Source organism: Caballeronia insecticola (genome assembly GCF_000402035.1).
GTDB classification, from domain to species: Bacteria; Pseudomonadota; Gammaproteobacteria; order Burkholderiales; family Burkholderiaceae; genus Caballeronia; species Caballeronia insecticola.
In genome coordinates, this window is the sequence record NC_021287.1 from 215583 (window position 1) to 238586 (window position 23004).

22 protein-coding genes are annotated in these 23004 nt (G+C 64.3%); 14 read left to right on the plus strand and 8 right to left on the minus strand.

Going from position 1 to position 23004, the window contains the following annotated elements:
- Position 1 precedes the first annotated feature (1 nt).
- The gene (locus tag BRPE64_RS01045; RefSeq protein ID WP_016344139.1) at positions 2-301 is read right to left on the minus strand and encodes a YciI family protein; all 300 of its coding nucleotides are present in this window, start codon (positions 299-301) and stop codon (positions 2-4) included.
- Between the two features lie 205 nt (positions 302-506).
- Between BRPE64_RS01045 and BRPE64_RS01050 the strand changes: the two genes are divergently transcribed.
- Positions 507-1307, plus strand: a complete 801-nt coding sequence (locus tag BRPE64_RS01050; RefSeq protein ID WP_016344140.1) for a MetQ/NlpA family ABC transporter substrate-binding protein — start codon at positions 507-509, stop codon at positions 1305-1307.
- Positions 1308-1373: 66 nt separating this feature from the next.
- On the opposite strand, the gene BRPE64_RS01055 is transcribed toward BRPE64_RS01050, so the two are convergent.
- Entirely contained in the window at positions 1374-2300 is a 927-nt protein-coding gene (locus BRPE64_RS01055) for a bifunctional helix-turn-helix transcriptional regulator/GNAT family N-acetyltransferase (RefSeq protein ID WP_016344141.1), read from the minus strand.
- Between the two features lie 315 nt (positions 2301-2615).
- On the opposite strand from BRPE64_RS01055, the gene BRPE64_RS01060 reads away from it, so the two are divergent.
- From BRPE64_RS01060 to nagE, 5 genes are all read left to right on the plus strand, one after another.
- On the plus strand, positions 2616-3350 hold the full coding sequence (locus BRPE64_RS01060) for a GntR family transcriptional regulator (RefSeq protein WP_044041045.1): 735 nt from the start codon (positions 2616-2618) through the stop codon (positions 3348-3350).
- Positions 3351-3537: 187 nt separating this feature from the next.
- Positions 3538-4641 carry an N-acetylglucosamine-6-phosphate deacetylase gene (gene nagA / locus BRPE64_RS01065; protein ID WP_016344144.1) on the plus strand — a complete coding sequence of 368 codons (1104 nt, stop codon included), beginning with the start codon at positions 3538-3540 and terminating at the stop codon, positions 4639-4641.
- Complete coding sequence (locus tag BRPE64_RS01070; RefSeq protein WP_016344145.1) at positions 4634-5641, plus strand: SIS domain-containing protein; 1008 nt, start codon at positions 4634-4636, stop codon at positions 5639-5641. The genes nagA and BRPE64_RS01070 overlap by 8 nt, the downstream gene beginning before the upstream one ends.
- A gap of 12 nt (positions 5642-5653) precedes the next feature.
- A complete protein-coding gene (gene ptsP / locus BRPE64_RS01075; protein ID WP_044041047.1) occupies positions 5654-8242 on the plus strand; it encodes a phosphoenolpyruvate--protein phosphotransferase in 2589 nt (862 codons plus the stop codon).
- 85 nt (positions 8243-8327) lie between these two features.
- Positions 8328-10127 carry an N-acetylglucosamine-specific PTS transporter subunit IIBC gene (gene nagE / locus BRPE64_RS01080; RefSeq protein WP_044041049.1) on the plus strand — a complete coding sequence of 600 codons (1800 nt, stop codon included), beginning with the start codon at positions 8328-8330 and terminating at the stop codon, positions 10125-10127.
- Positions 10128-10308: 181 nt separating this feature from the next.
- On the opposite strand, the gene rpoH is transcribed toward nagE, so the two are convergent.
- Entirely contained in the window at positions 10309-11244 is a 936-nt protein-coding gene (rpoH, locus tag BRPE64_RS01085; protein ID WP_044041870.1) for an RNA polymerase sigma factor RpoH, read from the minus strand.
- A 368-nt stretch (positions 11245-11612) separates the two neighbouring features.
- Between rpoH and BRPE64_RS01090 the strand changes: the two genes are divergently transcribed.
- Together BRPE64_RS01090 and BRPE64_RS01095 are read left to right on the plus strand one after the other, a co-directional pair.
- A complete protein-coding gene (locus tag BRPE64_RS01090; protein WP_044041051.1) occupies positions 11613-12179 on the plus strand; it encodes an acyloxyacyl hydrolase in 567 nt (188 codons plus the stop codon).
- A 71-nt stretch (positions 12180-12250) separates the two neighbouring features.
- Entirely contained in the window at positions 12251-12634 is a 384-nt protein-coding gene (locus BRPE64_RS01095) for a nuclear transport factor 2 family protein (RefSeq protein ID WP_016344150.1), read from the plus strand.
- A 27-nt stretch (positions 12635-12661) separates the two neighbouring features.
- On the opposite strand, the gene leuA is transcribed toward BRPE64_RS01095, so the two are convergent.
- Both leuA and ybiB read right to left on the minus strand, forming a co-directional pair.
- The gene (gene leuA / locus BRPE64_RS01100) at positions 12662-14326 is read right to left on the minus strand and encodes a 2-isopropylmalate synthase (RefSeq protein WP_016344151.1); all 1665 of its coding nucleotides are present in this window, start codon (positions 14324-14326) and stop codon (positions 12662-12664) included.
- A 454-nt stretch (positions 14327-14780) separates the two neighbouring features.
- A complete protein-coding gene (gene ybiB / locus BRPE64_RS01105) occupies positions 14781-15752 on the minus strand; it encodes a DNA-binding protein YbiB (protein WP_016344152.1) in 972 nt (323 codons plus the stop codon).
- A gap of 304 nt (positions 15753-16056) precedes the next feature.
- On the opposite strand from ybiB, the gene BRPE64_RS01110 reads away from it, so the two are divergent.
- Genes BRPE64_RS01110 through BRPE64_RS01120 form a run of 3 tightly spaced genes read left to right on the plus strand, consistent with a single transcriptional unit; the run spans position 16057 to position 18039 of the window.
- On the plus strand, positions 16057-16755 hold the full coding sequence (locus BRPE64_RS01110) for a fumarylacetoacetate hydrolase family protein (protein ID WP_016344153.1): 699 nt from the start codon (positions 16057-16059) through the stop codon (positions 16753-16755).
- Between the two features lie 10 nt (positions 16756-16765).
- On the plus strand, positions 16766-17410 hold the full coding sequence (gene maiA, locus BRPE64_RS01115; RefSeq protein ID WP_044041871.1) for a maleylacetoacetate isomerase: 645 nt from the start codon (positions 16766-16768) through the stop codon (positions 17408-17410).
- Positions 17407-18039 carry a LysE/ArgO family amino acid transporter gene (locus BRPE64_RS01120; RefSeq protein ID WP_016344155.1) on the plus strand — a complete coding sequence of 211 codons (633 nt, stop codon included), beginning with the start codon at positions 17407-17409 and terminating at the stop codon, positions 18037-18039. The genes maiA and BRPE64_RS01120 overlap by 4 nt, the downstream gene beginning before the upstream one ends.
- Before the next feature lie 56 nt (positions 18040-18095).
- On the opposite strand, the gene ftsY is transcribed toward BRPE64_RS01120, so the two are convergent.
- Positions 18096-19403 carry a signal recognition particle-docking protein FtsY gene (gene ftsY / locus BRPE64_RS01125; protein WP_016344156.1) on the minus strand — a complete coding sequence of 436 codons (1308 nt, stop codon included), beginning with the start codon at positions 19401-19403 and terminating at the stop codon, positions 18096-18098.
- Between the two features lie 213 nt (positions 19404-19616).
- Between ftsY and rsmD the strand changes: the two genes are divergently transcribed.
- The 3 genes from rsmD to BRPE64_RS01140 all read left to right on the plus strand — a co-directional run bounded on the left by rsmD (position 19617) and on the right by BRPE64_RS01140 (position 21198).
- On the plus strand, positions 19617-20243 hold the full coding sequence (rsmD, locus tag BRPE64_RS01130; RefSeq protein ID WP_044041054.1) for a 16S rRNA (guanine(966)-N(2))-methyltransferase RsmD: 627 nt from the start codon (positions 19617-19619) through the stop codon (positions 20241-20243).
- Positions 20244-20357: 114 nt separating this feature from the next.
- Positions 20358-20861, plus strand: a complete 504-nt coding sequence (gene coaD, locus BRPE64_RS01135) for a pantetheine-phosphate adenylyltransferase (RefSeq protein ID WP_016344158.1) — start codon at positions 20358-20360, stop codon at positions 20859-20861.
- A gap of 79 nt (positions 20862-20940) precedes the next feature.
- On the plus strand, positions 20941-21198 hold the full coding sequence (locus BRPE64_RS01140; protein ID WP_044041056.1) for a YfhL family 4Fe-4S dicluster ferredoxin: 258 nt from the start codon (positions 20941-20943) through the stop codon (positions 21196-21198).
- Between the two features lie 26 nt (positions 21199-21224).
- Here the strand turns inward: BRPE64_RS01140 and hisC are convergent, their stop codons facing one another.
- The gene (gene hisC, locus BRPE64_RS01145; protein ID WP_016344160.1) at positions 21225-22292 is read right to left on the minus strand and encodes a histidinol-phosphate transaminase; all 1068 of its coding nucleotides are present in this window, start codon (positions 22290-22292) and stop codon (positions 21225-21227) included.
- Positions 22293-22320: 28 nt separating this feature from the next.
- Entirely contained in the window at positions 22321-22920 is a 600-nt protein-coding gene (gene pth / locus BRPE64_RS01150) for an aminoacyl-tRNA hydrolase (protein WP_016344161.1), read from the minus strand.
- Positions 22921-23004 lie beyond the last annotated feature (84 nt).

Sequence of the window (23004 nt, forward strand, 5' to 3'; positions counted from 1 at the left end):
TTCAGGCTTCCGAAGAAGGTTCGGGCAAATTCAGTCCGGGCGCGAGACGCGTCGCCTTGAACTCGGTGATGTCGTAGTGCGCGAGCTTCTGGCGCGCGAACGGATCTTCCGCGAGGATCGCATCGAGCCGTTCACGCTCGATGCCCGACGCCAGAATGATGCCGCCCTCGCGCGGCACCTTGGGCCCGGCAATCACGAACACGCCGGCCGCGAAATAGCGTTCGAGAAACACGCGATGCGCGTCCAGCGCGTCGTCGATTTCGGCGAGCGCGCCGGTGTAACGCAGATTGATCACATACATGGCGATGCTTTCTCCGGTGCGTGAATTCGAGACTTTCTGTCGCGATTCTATCCGCCCCGTGCCGGCCGTGATATTCACATAAACATTCTGTATTTCAATTTGCACCAAGGCCGTGCGAATATCTTGCGGCTCGGTTTGAATCGAATCGCAGGCCGAATGATCAGGCAATCCCGCAGCAAGAACGCATCATCGAAACAGGAACACCATGCAGCGCAGAAATTTGCTCAAAGCTCTCACCGCCGTCGCCATGTTGACGAGCGTCGCCGCTCACGCCGATGACAAGGTCATCAAGGTCGGAACGATCGCCGGTCCCGACGCGCAAATCTGGCAGGTCGTGCAGAAAGTGGCGAAGCGCGAAGGGCTCAACGTGAAAGTGATCGAGTTCAACGACTACATTCAGCCGAACGCCGCCCTCGACGCCGGCGATCTCGATGCGAACAGCTTTCAGCACCAGCCTTATCTCGACAGCCAGATCAAGCAACGCGGCTACAAGATCGTGAATGCCGGCCTGACCTATATCTCGCCGCTCAGCGTGTATTCAAAAAAGCTGAAGTCGCTGAAGGATTTGCCGCAGGGCGCAAAGGTCGCGGTGCCGAACGATCCGTCGAACGAGAATCGCGCGCTGCTGCTGCTTCAGACGCAAGGCGTGATCAAGCTGAAGGCGGGCGCGGGCATCAACGGCAATAGTGCGACGGCGCTCGACGTTGCGGAAAATCCGAAGAAGATCAAGCTCGTCGAACTCGATGCCGCGCAACTGCCGCGCACGCTCGCCGATGTCGATGCCGCCGCGATCAACACGAACTTCGCGCTCGCGGCCGGTCTGCAGCCCACGAAGGACGCAATCGCGCTCGAGGACGTGCACAGCCCGTACGCGAACCTGATTGCCGTGCGCGCGAAGGACAAGGATCAGCCGTGGGTGAAGAAGCTCGTTGCGGCGTATCAGTCCGACGACGTGCGTCAGTTTCTGAAGAGCGAGTTCAAGGGCTCGGTCGTGCCTTCGTTCTAAGTTCGAAAGACCGCAGCGATCGAACGGCGTCCCGAGGGACGCCGTTTTGCGTTGATGCGTCGCCGTTCAGTCGACGTACATCCGCTGCAATTCCTTTTGCCACAGCACGCCCCGTGCGTCATCCTGCACGGGCTTGAAGCCGGCGTGCATGAACAGTCCGCACAAATCTTCCTGCGGTTCGTCGAGCCGACAGCTCACTTGCTCGTAACGGGCGCCGTGCGCAAAGTTCACGCACGCGGAAACGAGCCGCTCACCCAGCCCATTCCGACGCGCGCCCGGCTCGACGAACAGCAACTCGATGCGCGCTTCTGATTCGGAATCCGAAGAAAGCAGGGCAGCACCAACGCGCGTATGGACATCTTGTTCGGCGACCCAGCACGCGATGCGCGGCGTGTTGCTTTGCATCGCGGCGAGAAAGCGCGACACCCGGCTCGTTGCGATTGCTTCACTGGTGAGCCTCGGCCGGTCGCCCGACGACAGCAGCGCGTAGCGTTCGATTATCCAGCCGAAGTCTCCGCCGCGCGGCGCGCGTAGCCGCGGCTCCGGGCCCGCGCCGGGCGGCGACAGTAGACGTTCGACATCCGCCATTGCCGTGCATAACTGCTCGATTTCCGGGACCGACAAATTCTTGAGCAGCGCGGCAGCTTCGGCGGAGACATGCAGGTCGATTTCGTCGACCTTTTCTTTGGCCTCCGGCGTGATCGAGAGCAGATGCGCGCGGCCGTCCGACTCGTTTCTGCGGCGCTCGACGAGACCGAGCTTCTGAAAGTTGTTGATCAGCCGGCTCAGGTAGCCGGTATCCAGCCCGAGGTTGCGCGATAAATCAGCGGCCGTGCTTGCGCGGTGCTGACCCAGTTCGTGCAGGATGCGCACCTCGGTCAGGGAAAGCGAGCTCTTATGCAGCCGCTCGTGCAGCGCGCCCGTATGACGCGCATAAAAGCGATTGAAGCGGCGTACGGCTTCAACGGCCCGGCTCGGATCAGGATGGCCCATATATCTAGTCTCTCAAGTGATTAAATTAGTTTTGAATCCGAACTAATATGGACATTGTGCCAAAGTCGTACGACCGTGCGAATACGAAAATGCCCGAAAAGTGAGAAACATGCGAGGGCAGAACCAATTCGGCAAAGTGGATTGCCGGTTGGGGTAAGTCCCGATATCGAGTATGTTTTCGTAACTTCAGATAAACATCATCTAACTGGATGATTTCAATCAAATAAATGAAGTTTTGGTGAGGTCGATTCTCAACGTTGACTGGTATTATGTTGGTTATATAATGGGCTCCAATTCGACATATGAGGGCGTTCGATGGGGCACCGCTGGCACGACTTGACGCCCGATGCGCTGAGCAATACCCCGCTTTATCTTCAGTTGGCCTCGCGGCTGGCCACGGCCATCCACGCGGGAACATGGTCGGCCGGCGAGGCGCTGCCGTCGGAGCGCACGCTGTCGGAAGGCGTTGGGGTGTCGCGTATCACGGCGAGAAAGGCTATCGCGCTGCTTGTCGAGCAAGGGTTGATCCGGCGCGTGCGCGGTGCGGGCAGTTTCATCACCCCGCGCACCGAAGATCCGCTGTCGCGTCTCACCGGGTTCAGCAGAAAGATGGAACAACGCGGTTTCACGCCGGACTCGGTCTGGCTGGATCGCGGACTGCGAGCAGCAAATCGTGACGAAACCGTGCGTCTCGGCTTGTCTCCAGGTGCGGCGGTTGCCAGTCTGCGTCGATTGCGGCGCGCGGACGGCATTGTCATGGCGGTCGAGCATTCGACGCTGCCTGTCGCCGTGGTGCCGGACCCGCTTGCGATCGGCGCGTCGCTTTATCGGTATTTGGAGGAGCGCGGTTTGGCGGTGGTGCGCGCCTTGCAACATTTCCGTGCCGTGAACGCGGGTGTGGACGTGGCGCGGTTGATGGGCGTGGCGCCGCGCGCCGCACTGCTCGTGATCACGCGGGTCGGCTATTCGGCCGATCATCGCGCGATCGAGTTGACGGACACCTACTGCCGCGACGACTACTACGATTTCGTCGCGGAATTGCATCGATGAGCGCCGGAACAGGCGCCGACGTAACGAACCAACACGCACGATCAGCAACCAGCGACAAGCAAGAAGAGAAAGAGAACGAGAGGACTCAAAGGAAGCCGTTTGCTTCTTCCGCGATGGAAGCCTGCTCGCAGCACGGCGCGAACGGCACTGAACCTCATTTTGGCAGCGCGCACCTCCAGAGAAATTCATGCTGAAAGGAAACATACTCACTACCGACGGCTGGATCCACGGATCCGTCCGCTTCGAGAACGGCCGCGTGACGGCGCTCGAAGGCCATATCGCCGATCCGCTCGCCAACGATGCGCCGTACATCCTGCCCGGCTTCATCGACCTGCATGTGCATGGCGGCGGCGGGCGCGACATCATGGAAGGCGGCGATGCGGCGGACACCGTCGCGCGCCAGCACGCGCAGCACGGCACGACAAGCCTGCTCGCCACCACGATGACCGCGCCGCGCGACGAACTCATGGCAGTCGTCGCAGGCCTGGGCGAACAGGCCAAGCGCCGTGCCGCCGGCGGCGCGCGCGTGCTCGGCGTGCATCTCGAAGGCCCGTACATCAATCCCGGCAAGCTCGGCGCGCAGCCGGACGCGGCCGCCGTCGCGGTGCGCGAAGAGGTGCTGAAGTATCTCGAACTCGCGCCGATCCGCGTCGTCACGATCGCGCCGGAAATCTCCGGGCATCTCGGCATCATCGCGGATCTGGCGGCGCGCGGCGTGCGCGTGCAACTCGGCCATTCGCTCGGCACCTATGACGACGCCGTCAACGCGCTCAAGCACGGCGCGCGCGGTTTCACGCATCTGTTCAACGCGATGTCGCCGCTGCATCACCGCGATCCCGGTATGGTCGGCGCGGCGCTCGCGCATGCCGAATACGCCGAACTGATTCCTGATCTGCTGCATGTGCATCCGGGCGCCATCCGCGCCGCGATGCGCGCGATCCCGCGTCTTTACGTGGTGACCGACAGCACGTCGGCGGCCGGCATGCCCGACGGCGAATATCGCCTCGGCAGCCAGCACGTCACCAAATGCATGGGCGGCGTCCGACTCGCGGACGGCACGCTCGCCGGCAGCACCCTGACCATGGATCAGGCGCTGCGCAATCTCGTCTCGCTGGGCATTCCGCTCGCGGACGTCTCGAATCGCCTGTCGCGCTTTCCCGCCGACTACCTCGGACTCGAAGATCGCGGCTGCATCGCGCGCGGCGCATGGGCCGATCTCGTCGTGTTCGACCGGGACCTCGCGCTGACGGCCACGTATGTCGAAGGAGAATCAATTGTCGAATATGCTTAATGAGGCGCTGGAGTCCGCGGATGTCGTCGCGGCCCAGCTCGCCGACACCTCGCGCATCGAAGCGCTCGCCGTCAAGCTCGCCGAACAGCCGCGCCATGTCGCGCTGACGGTCGCGCGCGGCAGTTCCGATCACGCCGCGAGTTATTTCGCCAGCCTGACGATGAGCCGCATCGGCGTGCCGGTGGCTTCGTTGCCGATGTCGGTCGCCACGCTCCAGCAAGCGCCGCTGCGCGTGTCCGGCCAACTGGCCGTCGCGTTTTCGCAGTCGGGCAAGAGCCCCGATCTCGTCGGCACGATGCAGGCGCTGCGCGATGCGGGCGCGTTCACGGTCGCGGCGGTCAACGTCGCGGGTTCGCCGCTCGAAAACGCGTGCGAATACTTCCTGCCGCTGCTCGCCGGTCCCGAACTTTCGGTCGCCGCGACCAAGAGCTATATCGCGATGCTGTCGCTGTCGGCCATCGTGATCGCACACGTTCAGCGCGACGTCGAATTGCTCAAGGCACTCGACTCGCTGCCGGAGAAGCTGCGCGCCGCGGGCAAGCTCGACTGGACGCGCGCGGTGAACGAACTGAAGGGCATCGACCGCATGATCGTGATCGGCCGCGGTCTCGGCCTCGCGATCGCGCAGGAAGCGGCGCTCAAGCTCAAGGAGACGTCGGGCATTCAGGCCGAAGCGTTTTCGAGCGCGGAAGTGCGTCACGGGCCGATGGAAATCATCGACCGCGACTATCCGCTGCTCGTGTTCGCGCCGCGCGGGCCGGAGCAGGCGGGCCTCGTGCAACTCGCCGCCGACATGCGCGCCCGTGGCGCGCGTGTGCTGCTCGCGGCGCCCGACGACATCGCGGATGCGGATTTGCCGCTCGTCGCGACCGATCACCCGGCGCTCGATCCGATCGCCGCAATCCTTTCGTTCTATGTGATGGCCGCGGGTCTGGCCGCCGCGCGCGGGCGCAATCCCGACGCGCCGCGCCACCTGAACAAGGTCACCGAAACCCATTAAGCGAGAAAGCCGATGCGTCGCGCCGAGGAGTCTCTGTTGAATCACCCCATCGAAAATCCGAATGACGTCGTTCTGCTCGCGCCGTTCACCGGCCCGGTCGTGCCGCTCGCCGACGTGCCCGACCCCGTGTTCGCCGAAGGCATGTTCGGCGACGGCATCGGTATCGATCCGCTCGACAACGCGCTCGTCTCGCCCTGCGACGGCACGGTCACGCATCTCGCGCGCACGCATCACGCGGTGACGCTGCGCACGAAGGAAGGCGCGGAAATTCTCGTGCACATCGGCATCGACACGGTCGGGCTGGGCGGCAAGGGTTTCGCGCCGATGATCGAACAGGGTGCGACGGTGCGCGCCGGGCAGCCGCTCATCGAGTTCGATGCCGATTTCGTCGCGCAGCACGCGCCGAGTCTCGTCTCGGTGATCGCGATCGCCAACGGCGATGCGTTCGAGGTTATCGAGCGCGCCGGGCGCGGCGTGCTCAAAGCGGGCGCCCGCCTGCTGGTTCTGCGCGCCAAGCAGGGCGAGAAAGCGGACACCGCACGCTCCGGCACGCTCATCATGGAAGAAGCGCGCCGCAGCCTGACGCTCGCGCATGCAGGCGGTCTGCACGCACGGCCGGCGGCGCGGGCGCGCGAAGCAGCGCGCGGCTTCGACGCGAAAGTCGAAGTGCGCTACGAAGGCCGCAAGGCGGCGGTGGAAAGCGTGGTCGGCCTGCTCGGCTTAGGCGCGGGCGAGGGCGCGACCATCGAACTGGTTGCGATCGGCGGGCAGGCGCAACAGGCGGTCGACGCCGTCGCCGCCGAATTGCTGCGTGCGGCGCAGGGCGAAGTCGAAGAGACGCCGGCGCGCGCGAAGTCGCCGGCGCCCGTCGCGCGGGCAGCCGCGTCCACGCAGCCGTTGCCGCCGAACACGCTCGCGGGCGTGTGCGCGGCGCCGGGCGTCGCGGTCGGCACGCTGGTGCGCTGGGACGACAAGGAGATCGTGCCGCCTGAGCAGGCGAGCGGCTCGTCGGCGGCGGAAAGCCGGACGCTCGATAAAGCCATCGCGCAGGTCGATGCCGAACTCGGCGAAACCGTGCGCACCGCGTCGCAGCGCGGCGCGATCGGCGAAGCGGGCATTTTCGCGGTGCATCGCGTGCTGCTCGAAGACCCGACGCTCGTCGATGCCGCGCGCGACCTGATCAGCCTCGGCAAGAGCGCGGGCTTCGCGTGGCGCGAGGCAATCCGCGCGCAGATCGCGCTGCTCAACAATGTCCACGACGAACTGCTCGCCGAACGCGCAGCCGATCTGCGCGACATCGAAAAACGCGTGTTGCGCGCGCTCGGGCTCACCAACACGGCGGCGCTCGAATTGCCGAAGGAAGCCGTGCTTGCGGCCACGGAGTTCACGCCGTCCGATCTGTCGTCGATCGATCGCACGCGCGTCACGGCGCTCGTCATGGCGCGCGGCGGCGCGACGTCTCATGCGGCGATCATCGCGCGGCAAATCGGCCTGCCGACGCTCGTCGCGATCGGCGACGCGCTGCACGCGATTCCCGACGGCACGCAAGTGGTCGTGGATGCATCGACGGGACGGCTCGAACACGCGCCGACTCAGCTCGACGTCGAACGCGCCCGCGCCGAACGCGAACGTCTGGCCGGCGTGCGCGAAGCGAACCGGCGCATGTCGCAGCAGGCTGCGTCGACGAAAGACGGCCGCGCGATCGAGGTCGCCGCGAACATCGCCACGCTCGACGACGCGAAGGCCGCCGTCGAGAACGGCGCCGACGCGGTCGGCCTGTTGCGCACGGAACTGCTGTTCATCCACCGCCAGTCGGCGCCGACGACCGCGGAGCATACGGAGAGCTATCAGGGCATCGTCGATGCGCTGGCCGGGCGCACCGCGATCATCCGCACGCTCGATGTCGGCGCGGACAAGGAAGTCGATTATCTGACGTTGCCGCCCGAGGAAAACCCGGCGCTCGGCCTGCGCGGCATCCGTCTCGCGCAAGTGCGCCCCGATCTGCTCGACGACCAGTTGCGCGGCCTGCTCGCGGTGAAGCCTGTCGGCGCCGTGCGCATTCTTCTGCCGATGGTCACCGATTCCGGCGAACTGCAACGTCTGCGCGTGCGCATCGACGAACTCGCGCGCGAAGCCGGCCGGACCGAGCCGATCGAAGTGGGCGTGATGATCGAGGTGCCGTCGGCGGCGCTGCTCGCCGATCAGCTCGCGAAGCACGCGGATTTCCTCTCCATCGGCACTAACGATCTCACGCAGTACACGCTCGCGATGGACCGCTGCCAGCCCGATCTCGCCGCGCAGTCCGACGGCCTGCATCCGGCCGTGCTGCGTCTCATCAAGACGGCGGTGCAGGGCGCGGAGAAGCACGGCAAGTGGGTCGGCGTATGCGGCGCGCTCGGCGGCGATCCGCTCGCGGCGCCGCTCTTGATCGGCCTCGGCGTGACCGAGTTGTCGGTCGATCCCGTGTCCGTGCCCGGCATCAAGGCGCGTGTGCGCAATCTCGATTACCAGCTTTGCCGTCAGCGCGCCGAGGATTGCCTCGCGCTCGAATCGGCACAGGCAGTAAGAGCGGCAAGCCGCGAAATCTGGCCGCAGGACTAATCGTCCGGTTTGTGGCGAGCTTCGCGGAAGCCTTTTAGCATCCCCCGACGCAGTAACGACAAGACTTATATTTTTGGAGAATCCGATGGACGCCAACCCGTTTGCAAAGATGCAGCGACTAGGCCGTGCGCTGATGCTGCCGATCGCCGTACTACCGGTGGCCGGCCTGCTGCTGCGTCTCGGCCAGCCCGATGTCTTCAACATCAAGATGATCGCCGACGCCGGCGATGCGATCTTCACCAACCTGCCGCTGCTGTTCGCGATCGGCGTGGCGGTGGGCTTCGCGAAGGACAACAACGGCACGGCGGGTCTCGCCGGCGCAATCGGCTATCTCATCGAGATCGCCGTGATGAAGGACATCAACGACAAGCTCAACATGGGCGTGCTGTCGGGGATCGTCGCAGGTATGGTCGCGGGCTATCTGTACAACAAGTACAAGGACATCAAGCTGCCCGAGTATCTGGCGTTCTTCGGCGGGAAACGCTTCGTGCCGATTGTCACCGGGGTCGCGTGTCTAATACTCGGCATCGTGTTCGGCTACATCTGGCAACCGGTGCAGGCGGCGATCGATGCCGCGGGCGGCTGGCTCACCACGGCGGGCGCGCTCGGCACGTTCGTCTTCGGCGTGCTGAACCGCATTCTGCTCGTGACGGGTCTGCATCACATCATCAATTCGCTCGCGTGGTTCGTGTTCGGCTCGTTCACGCCGCCCGATGGTGGCGCGGTCGTCCACGGCGACCTGCACCGCTTCTTCGCAGGCGACAAGACCGCGGGCGGCTTCATGACGGGCTTCTTCCCGATCATGATGTTCGGCCTCCCGGCTGCCTGTCTCGCGATGTTCCACGAAGCGCCGAAGGAGCGCCGCGCGGTCGTCGGCGGCCTGCTGTTCTCGATGGCGCTGACCGCGTTCCTCACGGGCGTGACCGAGCCGATCGAATACAGCTTCATGTTCCTGGCGCCGGTGCTCTACGCGATCCACGCGGTTCTGACGGGCCTTTCGCTCGCCATCTGCTCGGCGCTCGGCATCCATCTGGGCTTCACGTTCTCGGCGGGCGCGATCGACTATGTGCTGAACTACGGTCTGTCGCAACGCGGCTGGATGGCGATTCCGCTCGGCCTCGTGTACGGCATCGTCTATTACGGCCTGTTCCGCTTCTTCATCCGCAAGTTCAACATGGCGACGCCGGGCCGCGAACCGGCCACGACCGACGCTGAAACGGACGCGCAGACGACCGTCGACGGCGGTCTGATTCCGCCGGTGCCAGGCATGGCGGCGACGTCCGCTTCGGCGACGCGTGCATCGAAGTACATCGCGGCGCTGGGCGGCGCGTCGAACCTGACGTTGGTCGATGCCTGCACGACGCGTCTGCGTCTGTCGGTGGTGAATACGGAGAACGTCTCGGAAGCGAAGCTGAAGAACATCGGCGCGCGCGGCGTGCTCAAGCGCGGCGCGACCAACGTGCAGGTGATCATCGGACCGGAAGCGGATCTGATCGCCGATGAAATTCGCGGCGAACTGGAGCATTCCTCGACGCGCGGTGCGACGCCTGCATCGTCCGCGCCGGCTCAACCGGCCGCCGTTGCAGCGGCAGGCAGCGCCGATCAGACGCAAGGTCCGCTGGATCCGGATCCGCTGCGCTGGCTGGCGGTGTTCGGCGGCGCGACCAATATCGCCTCGCTCGACGCGGTCGCCGCGACGCGCCTGCGCGTGGTCGTGCGCGATCCGTCGTCGGTGGATCGTCAGCGTTTGTCGTCGCTGGACGTGGCGTGGGTGTCGGCGGATACGTTCCACATCGTCGTGGGCGCGGCAGCCCCGCGTTACGCCGCGCAGCTGGCCTCGCGTCTGCCGGGCAACGGCGGCGGCGCGGCACCGCTGCCGGCATGATGGATTGCTGAACCTGTTGTAGCGAAACGGCGCCTGCGGGCGCCGTTTTCATGTCGGCGCATGAAAACGCATAAGTGCGGATGCGGATGTGGATGGAGACGCGGCGCCAAAGAAAAAGCCCGCCGTCGGGAGACGGCGGGCTTTGCAATTACCGCTGTTACTGCTGAAGCACAGTCATGAGTTACGCGTAGTCGTGCAGCGCCGAGCGCATCTTCTTCATCGCGCTCGCCTCGATCTGGCGAATGCGCTCAGCCGATACGCCGAACTCGTCGGCCAGTTCGTGCAGCGTCTTGCCGCCCGAGCCGTCGTCCTGCACGTCGAGCCAGCGCGCCTTGATGATGCGGCGGCTGCGTTCGTCGAGCGACTCCAGCGCGTCGGCCAAGCCGTCGCTTTGCAGCTTGTCAAACTGGCGCGCGGCGATGACGTTGGTCGGCTCGTTGTGCGAGTCAGCCAGATAGGCGATCGGCGCGAAGGCTTCCTCGCCGTCGTCGACCTGGCCTTCGAGCGCGATATCGCCGCCCGACAAGCGGGTTTCCATTTCCGCGACTTCCTCGCGCTTCACGTTCAGCTCGTTCGCCAAGCCTTCGATTTCATCTGGCGTGAACGCCGAATGACTGGTCTTGTGGCTGCGGAGGTTGAAGAACAGCTTGCGCTGCGCCTTGGTCGTCGCGACCTTCACCATGCGCCAGTTGCGCAGGATGTACTCGTGAATCTCGGCCTTGATCCAGTGCATGGCATACGACACCAGGCGCACGTTTTGCTCCGGATCGAACCGCTTTACGGCCTTCATCAGACCGATGTTGCCTTCCTGAATCAGGTCCGCGTGCGGCAGGCCGTAGCCCAGATAGTTGCGGGCGATCGAAACAACCAGGCGCAAGTGCGACAGCACGAGCTGACGCGCCGCGTCCAGATTGCCTTGTTCGCGGAATTCGGTGGCGTACTGACGTTCCTCTGCCGGCGACAGCATCGGAATACGGTTCACTGCTTGTATGTATGAGTCGATGTTGCCAATCTGGCCGGTCAACATGGACGACTGTGCGTACGTCAGCGCGCCTGCCGAAGATCCCTTGGCAGGTGCCGAGCTCAATACATTCGGAAGGGTCATCGCATTGGTCACGCTCATAAGCTCCTTATCGACAATTCAGTGCCCGATGCCGCTATGCAGCAACGGCAAATCAAACACGATATTAGCACTCCCGTTTAGCGAGTGCTAAGGATTAGAGGGCTCGGAAACGTGTGAGTTCCCACAAAAGCTATCGAATTTGTGTGGCTGATAGGACAGTCTGTTGCGAGATATTGTGGTCGAATTTACCGATATGGCGCGAACTGTCGAATTGATTACCGTGTTTGCGCGCCGCAGCGAAAGAATATTCAGCAAAACCTGAACTGTTGCTGCGATTTCTGCAATTCTTTTAGAACATAACTAGAATCGGCCAAACGTTATAGTTTGTGAAACACGCCGTCATCCGAGAATATGGGGTGCTCATGGATAAAAAAAAGAGTTTGTGGCCTGCTTCAATGCTCCGTCTGGCAACTTGCGCGACGCTCGGCCTCGCGTCCGCGGCGGCTCATGCGGACCGCTTCGGCGTTCAGTTCGCGGCCGGTGTGGCCGATCGTGACATCAAAAAGGTGGATCTCGGCGTGGCCTGGGACCCGGGCCTCACCTGGTGGGAGATCGGCGGCTTCCATTTCACGCTGATCGGCGAAGGCCACGTGTCCTACTGGCATTCGACCGAGGATAACGCGGTCAACCCGAATATCTGGGAGTTCGGCATTACGCCGGTCGTGCGCTTCGTGAAGAGCGCGGGCTACTTCCGGCCGTTCATCGAGGCGGGCGTCGGCGTGCGGCTGCTCTCGCATGCGCGCATTACGCAGGACTTCACCGTTTCGACGGCGTTCCAGTTCGCCGATATGGTCGGCGTCGGCATGATCTTCGGCGACAAGCAGAACTATCAGGCGGGCTTCCGGTTTCAGCACTTGTCGAACGCCAGTATCAAAGAGCCCAATCCTGGTATAAATTTCAGCCAGCTATATCTGCAATACAACTTCTGACGGGGCGCCGGCGCATCGGTTCCCCGGCGCAAGGCCGTGACCCAAGGTCCTGACCCAAGGGGAACCGACAGATGCCGGCAAAAACCATTGAGGCCATCCGCGGCCTCGAGCGCGATCGCTTCCGGGCGATGGTCGAGGGCGACGGTCCGGCGCTCGATGCGCTGCTGGCTGAAAACGTCAGCTACGTGCACACGAACGGCAAGCGCGAGACGAAGCGCCAGTTCATCGATGCCATCACCGCGGGCCGCCGGCGCTATCGGCAGATCGAGATCCAGTCGCAAGATGTGTTGCCCGCCGGGCGCGACACCTGTCTGGTTTCCGGCCGCGCGCTGATCGAAATGGAATCGAAGAACGGCGCGCTGCTCTTTCCCATCGCCTACACGGCCGTGCATGTGCAGACCGACGGCCAGTGGCTTCTGCTCGCACTGCAAGCGACGCGCGTCGCCCTCGAATAGCGCTGCGCGCGTCGTTCCCTACAGTTTCTACGCTTCCACGGCCTCGTCGTGCCGTTCGTCACGCTGCTCGTCCTGAGCCGTGCGCCTCGACCGGTTCACGGCGCTCACCACCGCATCGGCGACCGCGAGCGCCGGATTCGCATGCAGCGCCACGCCGAAGCGCGCCGGGCCGTCGCCCACCCGGCAGCCGACGAACGCCGCCGTATCGCCGTCGGCCGTCACGGCCGTCTCGAACCAGTTGACGGTCGCATCGACGCCCAGCGCCGCCGCGACCGTCTGCGCGTACGCCTCGCCGCTCGGCGCGCCCGATGCCGGCGCCACCGCGACGCGTCGTCCGAACACGGAAAGCGTCGATGCATCCACGCGCGCGACCGGGCCGCCCGCATCGAAATATTCGCGCCTGAAGAGGGCGCAGATCGCGTCGCCGCTGATTTCCTCGCCGGATGCGTCGGCGAGCGCCTGCACCGCGTGGCTGAACTCGATCTGCACGCGGCGCGGCGGCGTGAAGCCGAGGCCGCGTTCGAGCAGATAGGTCGCGCCGCCCTTGCCGGACTGGCTGTTCACGCGGATGACGGCGTCGTAGCTGCGGCCGAGATCGGCCGGATCGATCGGCAAATAGGGCACGTCCCAGACGGTTCCGGCCACGCGCTGCGCGAAACCCTTGCGAATCGCGTCCTGATGCGAGCCCGAAAACGCCGTGAACACGAGATCGCCCGCATACGGATGGCGCGGATGCACCGGAATCTGGTTGCAGCGCTCGACGACGCGCCGCACCGAATCGATGTCGGAGAAATCGAGGCCCGGATCGATGCCTTGCGTGTAGAGATTGAGCGCGAGCGTCACGAGATCGACATTGCCCGTGCGCTCGCCGTTGCCGAACAGACAGCCTTCGATGCGGTCCGCGCCCGCGAGCAGCGCCATTTCCGCGGCCGCCACCGCCGTGCCGCGATCGTTATGCGGATGCACCGAAAGCACGATGCTGTCGCGAAAACCCATGTTGCGGTCCATCCACTCGACCTGATCGGCGAACACGTTCGGCATCGCGGCTTCGACGGTCGCGGGCAGATTCACGATCATCTTGTGCTCGGGCGTCGGACGCCACATCTGCGCGACGGCGTCGCAGACTTCGCGCGCGAACGGCAGCTCCGTCATGCTGAAGGTTTCGGGCGAATACTGGTAGATCCAGTGCGTCGCGGGGCGCGCCGCCGCGCATTCCTTGATGATGCGCGTGCCTTCGACGGCGAGCGCCTTCACTTCTTCCTTCGACTGATTGAATACGATACGACGAAACGACGGCGCGATCGCGTTGTACAGATGCACGATCACGCGGCTCGCGCCCTCGACCGCCTCGAACGTGCGCTCGATCAGTTCGCGACGCGACTGCACGAGCACTTCGATGGTGACGTCGTCCGGAATGCGTTTTTCGTCGATCAGCTTGCGCACGAAATCGAAATCCGTCTGCGATGCCGACGGGAACCCCACCTCGATCTCCTTGAAACCCGTCGCCACCAGCATGTCGAAGAATTCGAGCTTGGCCGCGATGCTCATCGGCTCGATCAGCGACTGATTGCCGTCGCGCAGATCGGTGCTCATCCAGATCGGCGCGCGCTCGATCGTGCGATTCGGCCAGCGGCGGCCGTTGAGTCGGACTTGCGGAAACGGGCGGTATTTCTCGGCGGGGTTCGGCATCATGATCGTCGATCTCTCTCGGGACGGTTTGCGTAGCGTCTGCGAGAGAGGCTGTGTCCGGCGGCTGGCCGGGCGCGGCACGATGCACGTGAAGCCGGGCCGCGCGCGCGGTCACACGAATCACCAGCGATGGTGACGCCTGCGACCAATGTGAACGTGCGCGAAGCAGCGTGCATTTGACCCTCGCGTTTCCGTCTCGCGGGATGCGCGAACGAAAAGCTGACGACTACAAGTGGTAAGAAAAGGAACTGCGGGAACTGCCGGAGGACCGCGCTTGCCCGGAAAACCCGGCAATGCGCGGCGCTACGTTTAGCGACTTACGCTAGACGTAGCGATAGGGGCCGCGCTAGGCGGCCCGAAATAATTCGGAGGGAGGAGACTTGGGTGAAGCGCATGCGTTCGACTTTAAACCAGCGTTGAATAGCGTGTCAAATGACTATTTCGCTGATCGTTGCCATTACACAGGTTTGCGCACGACATCGGCGATCACTTCGACCTGACGCACGAGCGCGGGCGGGACCGGCACGTCGCCGCGCAGCACGCACTCGATCCAGCGCGCGGTGGTGGCGGCGTCGAGCGCCTCGGGTAGTTCGACGGGCGGCGCATCCGGCTGGGAATGCTCGGGCGAGATCAGCGTTTCGACATGGCCGTCGTGGAACCAGTCGACCTGTACCTGACGCCGCGTATCCGCGACGGCTTCGCCTTCCGTGCCGCGCGCGAGCAGTGCGCCGCCCGCCGCCGCATCCGGATGCTCGGTGAACAGCCCGGTGAGACTCTCGCGATATTCCGGATGCGTGTAGTTGACGAGCCGCAGGCCCGGATCGGCAAACGGCTGAAGAATCTTGACGAGCGTATGCGTGGAGTTGCGCACGCCCATCCGGCGCCTCAAGGCCAGAAGCCGCGCGAGCTTCGGCGCCAGCACGGCGACCGGCGCGAAGGCGAGCCGGCGCGACGCGAGACTGTCCTCGATTTCGTCGTGTGAGGTCGCATGCGCGATGCCGAGTTCGGCGAAGATTTCCGCGCTCGTCACGCGGCCGGGATCGTCGGTCACGCCGTGCACCAGCACCGGCACGCCTTCGCGCGCGAGCAGCATCGACAGCAACGGGACGAGGTTCGGCGTCCGGCGCGCGCCGTTGTAGCTCGGAATCGACACGGGCCGCGCATGTTCGCGGCCATCCTGAACGTGCAGCGGCTCGAACGACCGATGCGCCGCCGAAAGCATCGCGGCGAGTTCGGCGGACGTCTCGCCCTTCACGCGATAGGCAAGCAGCACGGCGCCGAGTTCGAGATCGGAGACGCGGCCATCGAGCATGGCTTCGTAGAGCGCGTAGGTATCGTCGCGCGAGAGGGCACGCGCGCCGTTCGGCCCGCGGCCGATTTCTTTGATATAGCGTGCGCAGGCAAAAGTGGGGGCAGCAGTGTCATTCATCGGAGGGGTGCGCGATCGGGCGCTCACTTCCGTAATGTGAGCGATGCCGCCGCGCGTATAGGATGCGGGAGACTCATTCAGTACCGCATTTGAGATGCGCTGGCAAGTTGCGTCGCTCGAACGCTTCGCCGCGGTTCGGCGTGAAGCACGCGCGCCGAAGGCTCCCCGAAAGCTCGCAAACCCGCGTCCGACAAGCGTCGCCACGATTCTCCGTCGCACGTTAAACTCCCTTTTCTCGCGAGCGGTCCGCACCCGCGCACGCGCCCATGAATCTGGCATTTGAAAACAGCAACAGGAGAGCGGGATGACTTACGTGTTTTCTCCGGCACCGGCGGCAGCCGTGCCCGTCGACGGTACGAACGAGCAGTTTCCGGTGCGCCGCATCTACTGCGTCGGGCGCAACTACGAAGCGCACGCGCGCGAGATGGGCCACGATCCGGATCGCGAGCCGCCGTTCTTCTTCAGCAAGCCCGCCGATGCCGTGCTGTACGTCGCGCCGGGTGCGACCGGCGAGTTTCCGTATCCGTCGCAGACCAAGAATCTGCACTTCGAGATGGAACTCGTCGCCGCGATCGGCAAACAGGGCCGTGACATTCCCGTCGATCAGGCGCTCGACTATGTCTACGGCTACGCGCTCGGCCTCGACATGACGCGCCGCGATCTGCAAGCCGAAGCGAAAAAGCTCGGCCGCCCGTGGGACACGGCGAAAGGCTTCGACCGTTCGGCGCCCATCGGCCCGATTCATCCGGTCTCGAAGGTCGGGCATCTGGAAAAGAGCGCGATCTGGCTGACCGTCAACGGCGAGCAGAAGCAGCGCTCGGACATCTCGCAACTGATCTGGTCGGTGGGCGAGACGGTCGCGTATCTGTCGACGCTCTTCGAGCTGTTCCCCGGCGATCTCATCTTCACCGGCACGCCCGAAGGCGTCGGCGCGGTCGTGAAGGGCGATGTGCTCAAGGGCGGCGTGGACGGCATCGGCGAATTCTCCGTGCGCGTCGTCTGAGCTCATGAACATGAAGCTCTACAGCTATTTCCGCAGTTCGGCGGCGTATCGCGTGCGCATCGCGCTGAATCTGAAGGGACTCGACTACGAGTACGCGGCGGTGCATCTGCTGCGCGACGGCGGCCAGCAGCTCAAGCCCGAATATCGCGCGCTCAATCCGGACGGCATCGTGCCGACGCTCGTGGATGGCGACGACGTGCTCACGCAATCGCTCGCGATCATCGAGTATCTGGAGGAGACGCATCCGGAGCCGCCGCTGCTGCCGAAGAATCCGTCCGATCGCGCGTTCGTGCGCGCGGTCGCGATGCAGGTCGCGTGCGAGATTCATCCGCTCGATAACCTGCGCGTGCTCAAGTACCTGAAGCATCAGGTCAAAGTGCCGGACGAAACGAAAGATGCGTGGTACAGGCACTGGGTCGAGGCCGGTTTCGACTCGCTCGAAAAGCGTCTCGCGAGCGACAAGCGCGTCGGCGCGCTGACCTTCGGCGACACGCCGACCGTCGCCGATCTGTGCATCGTGCCGCAGGTGTTCAACGCGCGGCGCTTCGGCATCGACACGAGCCGTTTCCCGACGATCGAGCGCATCGCCGATCACGCCTGCACCATCGACGCCTTCGCGCGCGCAGCGCCTGGCCAGCAGCCGGACGCCGAATGACGGCAGTGCTTTCTGCGGGCGCGTTGTCGAGTTATTTGTCGGGCATGGGGCTGGGCGCGAGTTTGATCGTCGCGATCGGCGCGCAAAACGCGTTCGTGCTGCGGCAGGGCCTGAAGCGGCGGCACGTCGGCATCGTGGTGTCGATCTGCGCGGTCGTCGACGTGCTGTTGATCGCGCTCGGGGTCGCTGGAATGGGCGCGCTGATCGCGCGTGCGCCCGTTTTGCTCGACGTGATTCGCTGGGCCGGCGCGGTCTTCGTGTTTCTGTACGGCCTGCGCGCGTTCATCGCGGCGTGGCGCGGACCGGGGCATTTGAACGCCTCGGACGGCGACTCGCAGACGGCGATCGGCGCGGCCTCCACCGTGCTCGCGCTGTCGCTGCTCAATCCGCACGTTTATCTCGACACCGTTGTGCTGCTCGGCGGCATCGGCGCGCGTCGCGGCTGGCCGGGCAACGCGTGGTTCGCGGCGGGCGCGATGTGTTCGTCGGTTCTCTGGTTCACTACGCTCGGCTACGGCGCGCGTCTTCTGGAACCGTGGTTCGAGAAGGACATGTCGTGGCGCGTGCTCGACGTGATCGTCGGCTGCGTGATGATGTGGATCGCGGCGTCGCTCGTTTTCGCGCGATAAAAAAGGGCGTTCGCCGGAACGCCCTTTTTCGTTTTGTTTGCCCGCGTGCCTGGGCTTCAGCCAAGCAGCGCGTCCGCGAATTCTTCCGCGCTGAACGGCTGCAAGTCTTCGACTTTCTCGCCCACGCCGATGAAATACACCGGAATCGGGCGCTGCCGCGCGATCGCCGCGATGATGCCGCCTTTTGCCGTGCCATCCAGCTTCGTGACGATGAGACCGGTCAGGCCCAGCGCGTCGTCGAACGCCTTCACTTGCGCGAGCGCGTTCTGACCCGTGTTCGCATCGATCACGAGCAGCACTTCGTGAGGCGCGTCGGGCATGGCTTTGGCGATGACGCGGCGCACCTTGCGCAGCTCTTCCATCAGATGCAGTTGCGTCGGCAGGCGGCCGGCGGTGTCGGCCATCATCACGTCGATCTTGCGCGCGCGTGCCGCACCGACCGCGTCGAAGATGACGGCGGCCGCATCGCCGCTTTCCTGCGCGATCACCGTGACGTTGTTGCGCTCGCCCCAGACGGTCAACTGCTCGCGCGCGGCGGCGCGGAAAGTGTCGCCGGCGGCGAGCAGCACCGACTGATTGAAGTGCTGCAGATGCTTCGCCAGCTTGCCGATGCTGGTCGTCTTGCCGGCGCCGTTCACGCCCGCGATCATCATCACGAGCGGTTGGGCGCGGCCGAGCATCAGCGACTTTTCGAGCGGACGCAGCAGGTCGATCAGCAGATCGCGCAGCGCGGCCTTCACCTGCGACGCGTCGGTCAGACGCTCCGAGCGCACTTTTTCCCGTAGCGATTCGAGCAGGAATTCGGTCGCGTCGACGCCGGCGTCGGACATCAGCAGCGCGGTTTCGAGCTCTTCGTACAAATCCTCGTCGATTTTCGCGCCGACGAAGATGCCGGTCAGGTTCGAACTCGTCTTCGAGAGACCGTGGCGCAAACGGGAAAGCCACGATTTCTTCGCGGCGGGATCCGGCTCGGGCGGCGGCACGAACTCTTCGCTCGCGAGATCGGTTGCGGGCGCGCGCGACCATTGCGACTGCGTCCGGCCTTGCCAGTATTCCTTCGATTCCTCTGCGCTTTCTGCCTTTTGCGACGGCGGGGCGGCGGGTTTGGCGGGCGCGGGCGCAGAAGGCGCAGAAGGCGCGGGCGCCGGTGCGGGCACAGGCTGCGCAGGCACCGGTGCAGCAGACTCGGCCTTTTCGCGCGCGGCTACAGGCGGCGCTTCCGGCGGCGCCTCGGCTGCGAGCGCCTGCCGTTCCAGCTCGTCGTCGGAAAGCTCTTCGTCGTCAAGCGCCTCGGCGGATTCGTCCTGAGGCGTGTCGAGCGGCCCGTCAGCCGGCTTTTTGAATCGTTTGAAGAAGCTGAACATGAGTGTCTGACGATGATGCGCGCACGAGGCCCGCGCACGGGGATAGGAGCCGCGTATTTTATCAGGCGTAGCTCCTATCCCCGTGCGGTCCCCGGCACGGTGCGCGCGTGTGGTAACGTTGGCTTTCATTGCCCGCGCCCGTCGATTGTCGATTGAAAAACATGCCGGCGCGCCATCGGGCGCGGTCGTGCGTCCGGCTCAAACATCGCATTTATGTCTCGCTCGTCCGCTACTCGCTCCACTTTGCCCAGCCATACGCCGTCGCGCGGAGGCAAACCGCACACGATCCGCATCATCGGCGGTGACTGGAAGCGCACGCCGCTGCCCGTGCTCGATCTCGACGGCCTCCGGCCCACACCGGATCGCGTGCGTGAGACGCTGTTCAACTGGCTCGGCCAGGATCTCGCGGGACAACGCTGTCTCGACCTGTTCGCGGGCAGCGGTGCGCTCGGTTTCGAGGCGGCGTCGCGCGGCGCTGCGCGCGTGTTGATGGTCGAGCGCAGCGGCCGCGCCGCCGCGCAGATCCGGGCGAATCAAACGAAACTCGGCGCGCGCAATATCGAGATCGCGGAAGCCGATGCATTGCGGCTCGCCTCGAGCCTCGCGCCCGGTTCGTTCGATGTGATCTTTCTCGACCCGCCGTTCGGCGATCAGGCGTTACTCATGCGCGCACTGGAACTGGCCGTGCCGCTCGCTTCGGCTGATGGCGCGATCTACGTCGAATGCGGCGATCCGCTCGACGTCGCGACCATCGATGCGCTCGCGGGCTGGTCCGTGGTGCGCGAGGGCAAAGCGGGCGCCGTCCGCTATCATTTGCTGCGCCGCGAAAATGAGGAATAATGCGCGTTCCTGATTTGGCGTAGCCGGGCCCAGAGCCTAAGCGTCACGGGGAAACGAGGCAGAGTTGGTCGTCGCAGCCACGCGGCCCAATGTAAATTAGAAGAGGAGAAGCTCATGGTTGTCGCCGTGTACCCGGGAACGTTCGACCCGCTTACTCGCGGGCATGAGGATATCGTCCGGCGCGCATCGAGCATTTTCGATCAGCTCGTCGTGGGCGTTGCGGACAGCCGCGCGAAGAAGCCGTTTTTCACGCTGCAGGAGCGGCTCGACATCGCGCATGACGTGCTAGGGCACTATCCGAACGTGCAGGTGAGCAGTTTTACCGGGCTGCTGAAGGATTTCGTGCGCAAGAACAATGCGCGTGTGATCGTGCGCGGGCTGCGTGCCGTGTCGGATTTCGAATACGAATTCCAGATGGCCGGCATGAACCGCTATCTGCTGCCCGACGTCGAGACGATGTTCATGACGCCGTCCGATCAGTACCAGTTCATCTCCGGCACCATCGTGCGCGAGATTGCGCAGCTTGGCGGCGACGTGAGCAAGTTCGTGTTTCCATCGGTGGAAAAGCGGCTGATCGACAAAGTCGTTATCCTGTCGCAGGACCCCGCGGCGCCCTGAGCGCCGTTCCCGCGCGCGTTCAATCTCGCAGGCGCGCGGGCGTCATGCCGGTTTCGACACCGGCGCAAGAGAGTGAAGCATGTCTTTGATCATTACCGACGAGTGCATCAACTGCGACGTATGCGAGCCCGAGTGCCCGAACGACGCCATTTCAATGGGTCCCGAGATCTACGTGATCGACCCGAACAAATGCACGGAATGCGTCGGCCATTTCGATGAGCCGCAGTGCCAGCAAGTGTGCCCCGTCGAGTGCATTCCACGCGATCCGGCGCACGTCGAAACGCCGGAGCAGTTGCTGACCAAGTATCACGCGCTGATGGCGGCGAAGGGCGAGTAAGCCCTTCGCGCGCTTTTGCCAATGTCTTAGCCGATCAGTTCCGTAAGCGCCGCGACGAGCGTATCGCATTCGGCGGGCGTGCCGATCGAAATGCGCAGATGCTGATCGATGCGCGGCAGCCTGAAGTGGCGCACGAAGATTTCCTTCGCCTTGAGCGCGGCGGCGAGCGTCGCGGCGTCGTGCGCCGGATGTTTCGCGAACACGAAATTCGCCGCCGACGGCACGACATCGAACCCCAACGCCTGTAATTGCGCCGTCAACCGGTCGCGGCTCGCGGCCACCTTCGCGCAGCTTTCCTCGAACCACGCCTGATCTTCGTACGACGCGAGCGCCGCCGCCTGCGCTAAGCGATCGAGCGGATACGAATTGAAGCTGTCCTTCACGCGCGTGAGCGCCTCGATCAGCGCCGGATCGCCGAACGCGAAGCCCACCCGCATGCCCGCGAGCGAGCGCGCCTTCGACGTGGTGTGCACGACGAGCAGATTCGGATACGTGTCGATCAGGCTGATCGCCGACTGCGCGCCGAAATCGACATACGCTTCATCGATGATCACGGGCACATCCGGATTCGCCTTCAGCAGCACTTCGATCTCGGCGAGCGGCAGCGCGCGGCCCGTCGGCGCGTTCGGGTTCGGCAGTAGCACGCCGCCGTTCGGCGCGCGGTAATCGTCGACATCGATGGCGAAATCCGCGTTCAGCGGCATCGTCTCGTATTCGACGCCGTACAACTGCGCATAGACCGGATAGAAGCTGTACGTAATGTCGGGAAAGCGGATCGGCCGGTCACGCTTGAGCAGCGCCTGGAACGCGTGCGCGAGCACTTCGTCGGAGCCGTTGCCCGCGAACACCTGTTCGATGCGCAGGCCGTGATGCTTCGCCACCGCCTCGCACAGCGCGAGTGCGGTCGGATCGGGATACTTGCGCAGCGACGCGCCGTCGTCACCCAACTCGCGGCGAATTGCTTCGACCACGCGCGGCGACGGCGGATACGGATTCTCGTTGGTGTTGAGCTTGACGGGATGCGCCAGCACAGGTTGCTCGCCCGGCACATAAGGCGTCAGTCGATGGACAATATCGCTCCAGAAACGGCTCACAGTCGGCTCCACATTCGGTTTCGAATCTTCAGTTGCGATGCAGGTTCATCATCGCGCGCTCGGTTTCGCCCGCGACGACGAAGGGCATGACCGCGAGCGCGCGTTCGATCGACTGATCGATCACGTCCTGCTCTTCGCGGCGCGGCGGCTTCAGCACGAAATTCGCGACATCCGGCTTGGCGCCCGCGCGCGCGCCTTCGGGAATCAGATCACGCGGATGCCCGATGCCGATGCGCAGCCGCCAATACTGCTGCGACGACAAATGCGCGGAAATGTCCTTGAGCCCGTTGTGTCCGCCGCTGCCGCCGCCGAGCTTCATCTTGACGGTGCCGGGCGGCAGATCGAGTTCGTCGTGCGCGACGAGGATTTCGTCGGGCAGGATCTTGAAGAACTGAGCGAGCGCGACGACGGATTGCCCCGAGCGGTTCATATACGTCTGCGGTTCAAGCAGATGCACTTCATGGCCGTGTAGCCGGCCTTTGCCATAGAAGCCGTGGAAGCGGCGTTCGTCGCGCATCGTGGCGCCTGCGTCGCGTGCGAACTGGTCGACGAACCAGAAGCCCGCGTTATGCCGCGTCGCGGTGTATTCGGCGCCCGGATTGCCCAGGCCGACGATCAGCTTGATCATGTCGAATCATTGCGAGTCCGGTGCGACTCGCTTGGTAGGGTGCGAAAAAAAACCCGCCGGGGCTTGCGCTCCGGCGGGTCACGT

Coding starts and splice junctions, on each gene's coding strand:
- BRPE64_RS01095 (WP_016344150.1), top strand. CDS start 12,251: ATGCCGGCAAAAACCATTGAGGCCATCCGCGGCCTCGAGCGCGATCGC.
- leuA (WP_016344151.1), bottom strand. CDS start 14,326: ATGATGCCGAACCCCGCCGAGAAATACCGCCCGTTTCCGCAAGTCCGA.
- BRPE64_RS01055 (WP_016344141.1), bottom strand. CDS start 2,300: ATGGGCCATCCTGATCCGAGCCGGGCCGTTGAAGCCGTACGCCGCTTC.
- rsmD (WP_044041054.1), top strand. CDS start 19,617: ATGTCTCGCTCGTCCGCTACTCGCTCCACTTTGCCCAGCCATACGCCG.
- pth (WP_016344161.1), bottom strand. CDS start 22,920: ATGATCAAGCTGATCGTCGGCCTGGGCAATCCGGGCGCCGAATACACC.
- maiA (WP_044041871.1), top strand. CDS start 16,766: ATGAAGCTCTACAGCTATTTCCGCAGTTCGGCGGCGTATCGCGTGCGC.
- BRPE64_RS01110 (WP_016344153.1), top strand. CDS start 16,057: ATGACTTACGTGTTTTCTCCGGCACCGGCGGCAGCCGTGCCCGTCGAC.
- BRPE64_RS01045 (WP_016344139.1), bottom strand. CDS start 301: ATGTATGTGATCAATCTGCGTTACACCGGCGCGCTCGCCGAAATCGAC.
- BRPE64_RS01050 (WP_016344140.1), top strand. CDS start 507: ATGCAGCGCAGAAATTTGCTCAAAGCTCTCACCGCCGTCGCCATGTTG.
- nagA (WP_016344144.1), top strand. CDS start 3,538: ATGCTGAAAGGAAACATACTCACTACCGACGGCTGGATCCACGGATCC.
- BRPE64_RS01070 (WP_016344145.1), top strand. CDS start 4,634: ATGCTTAATGAGGCGCTGGAGTCCGCGGATGTCGTCGCGGCCCAGCTC.
- BRPE64_RS01120 (WP_016344155.1), top strand. CDS start 17,407: ATGACGGCAGTGCTTTCTGCGGGCGCGTTGTCGAGTTATTTGTCGGGC.
- nagE (WP_044041049.1), top strand. CDS start 8,328: ATGGACGCCAACCCGTTTGCAAAGATGCAGCGACTAGGCCGTGCGCTG.
- BRPE64_RS01140 (WP_044041056.1), top strand. CDS start 20,941: ATGTCTTTGATCATTACCGACGAGTGCATCAACTGCGACGTATGCGAG.
- ptsP (WP_044041047.1), top strand. CDS start 5,654: ATGCGTCGCGCCGAGGAGTCTCTGTTGAATCACCCCATCGAAAATCCG.
- ybiB (WP_016344152.1), bottom strand. CDS start 15,752: ATGAATGACACTGCTGCCCCCACTTTTGCCTGCGCACGCTATATCAAA.
- BRPE64_RS01090 (WP_044041051.1), top strand. CDS start 11,613: ATGGATAAAAAAAAGAGTTTGTGGCCTGCTTCAATGCTCCGTCTGGCA.
- coaD (WP_016344158.1), top strand. CDS start 20,358: ATGGTTGTCGCCGTGTACCCGGGAACGTTCGACCCGCTTACTCGCGGG.
- BRPE64_RS01060 (WP_044041045.1), top strand. CDS start 2,616: ATGGGGCACCGCTGGCACGACTTGACGCCCGATGCGCTGAGCAATACC.
- ftsY (WP_016344156.1), bottom strand. CDS start 19,403: ATGTTCAGCTTCTTCAAACGATTCAAAAAGCCGGCTGACGGGCCGCTC.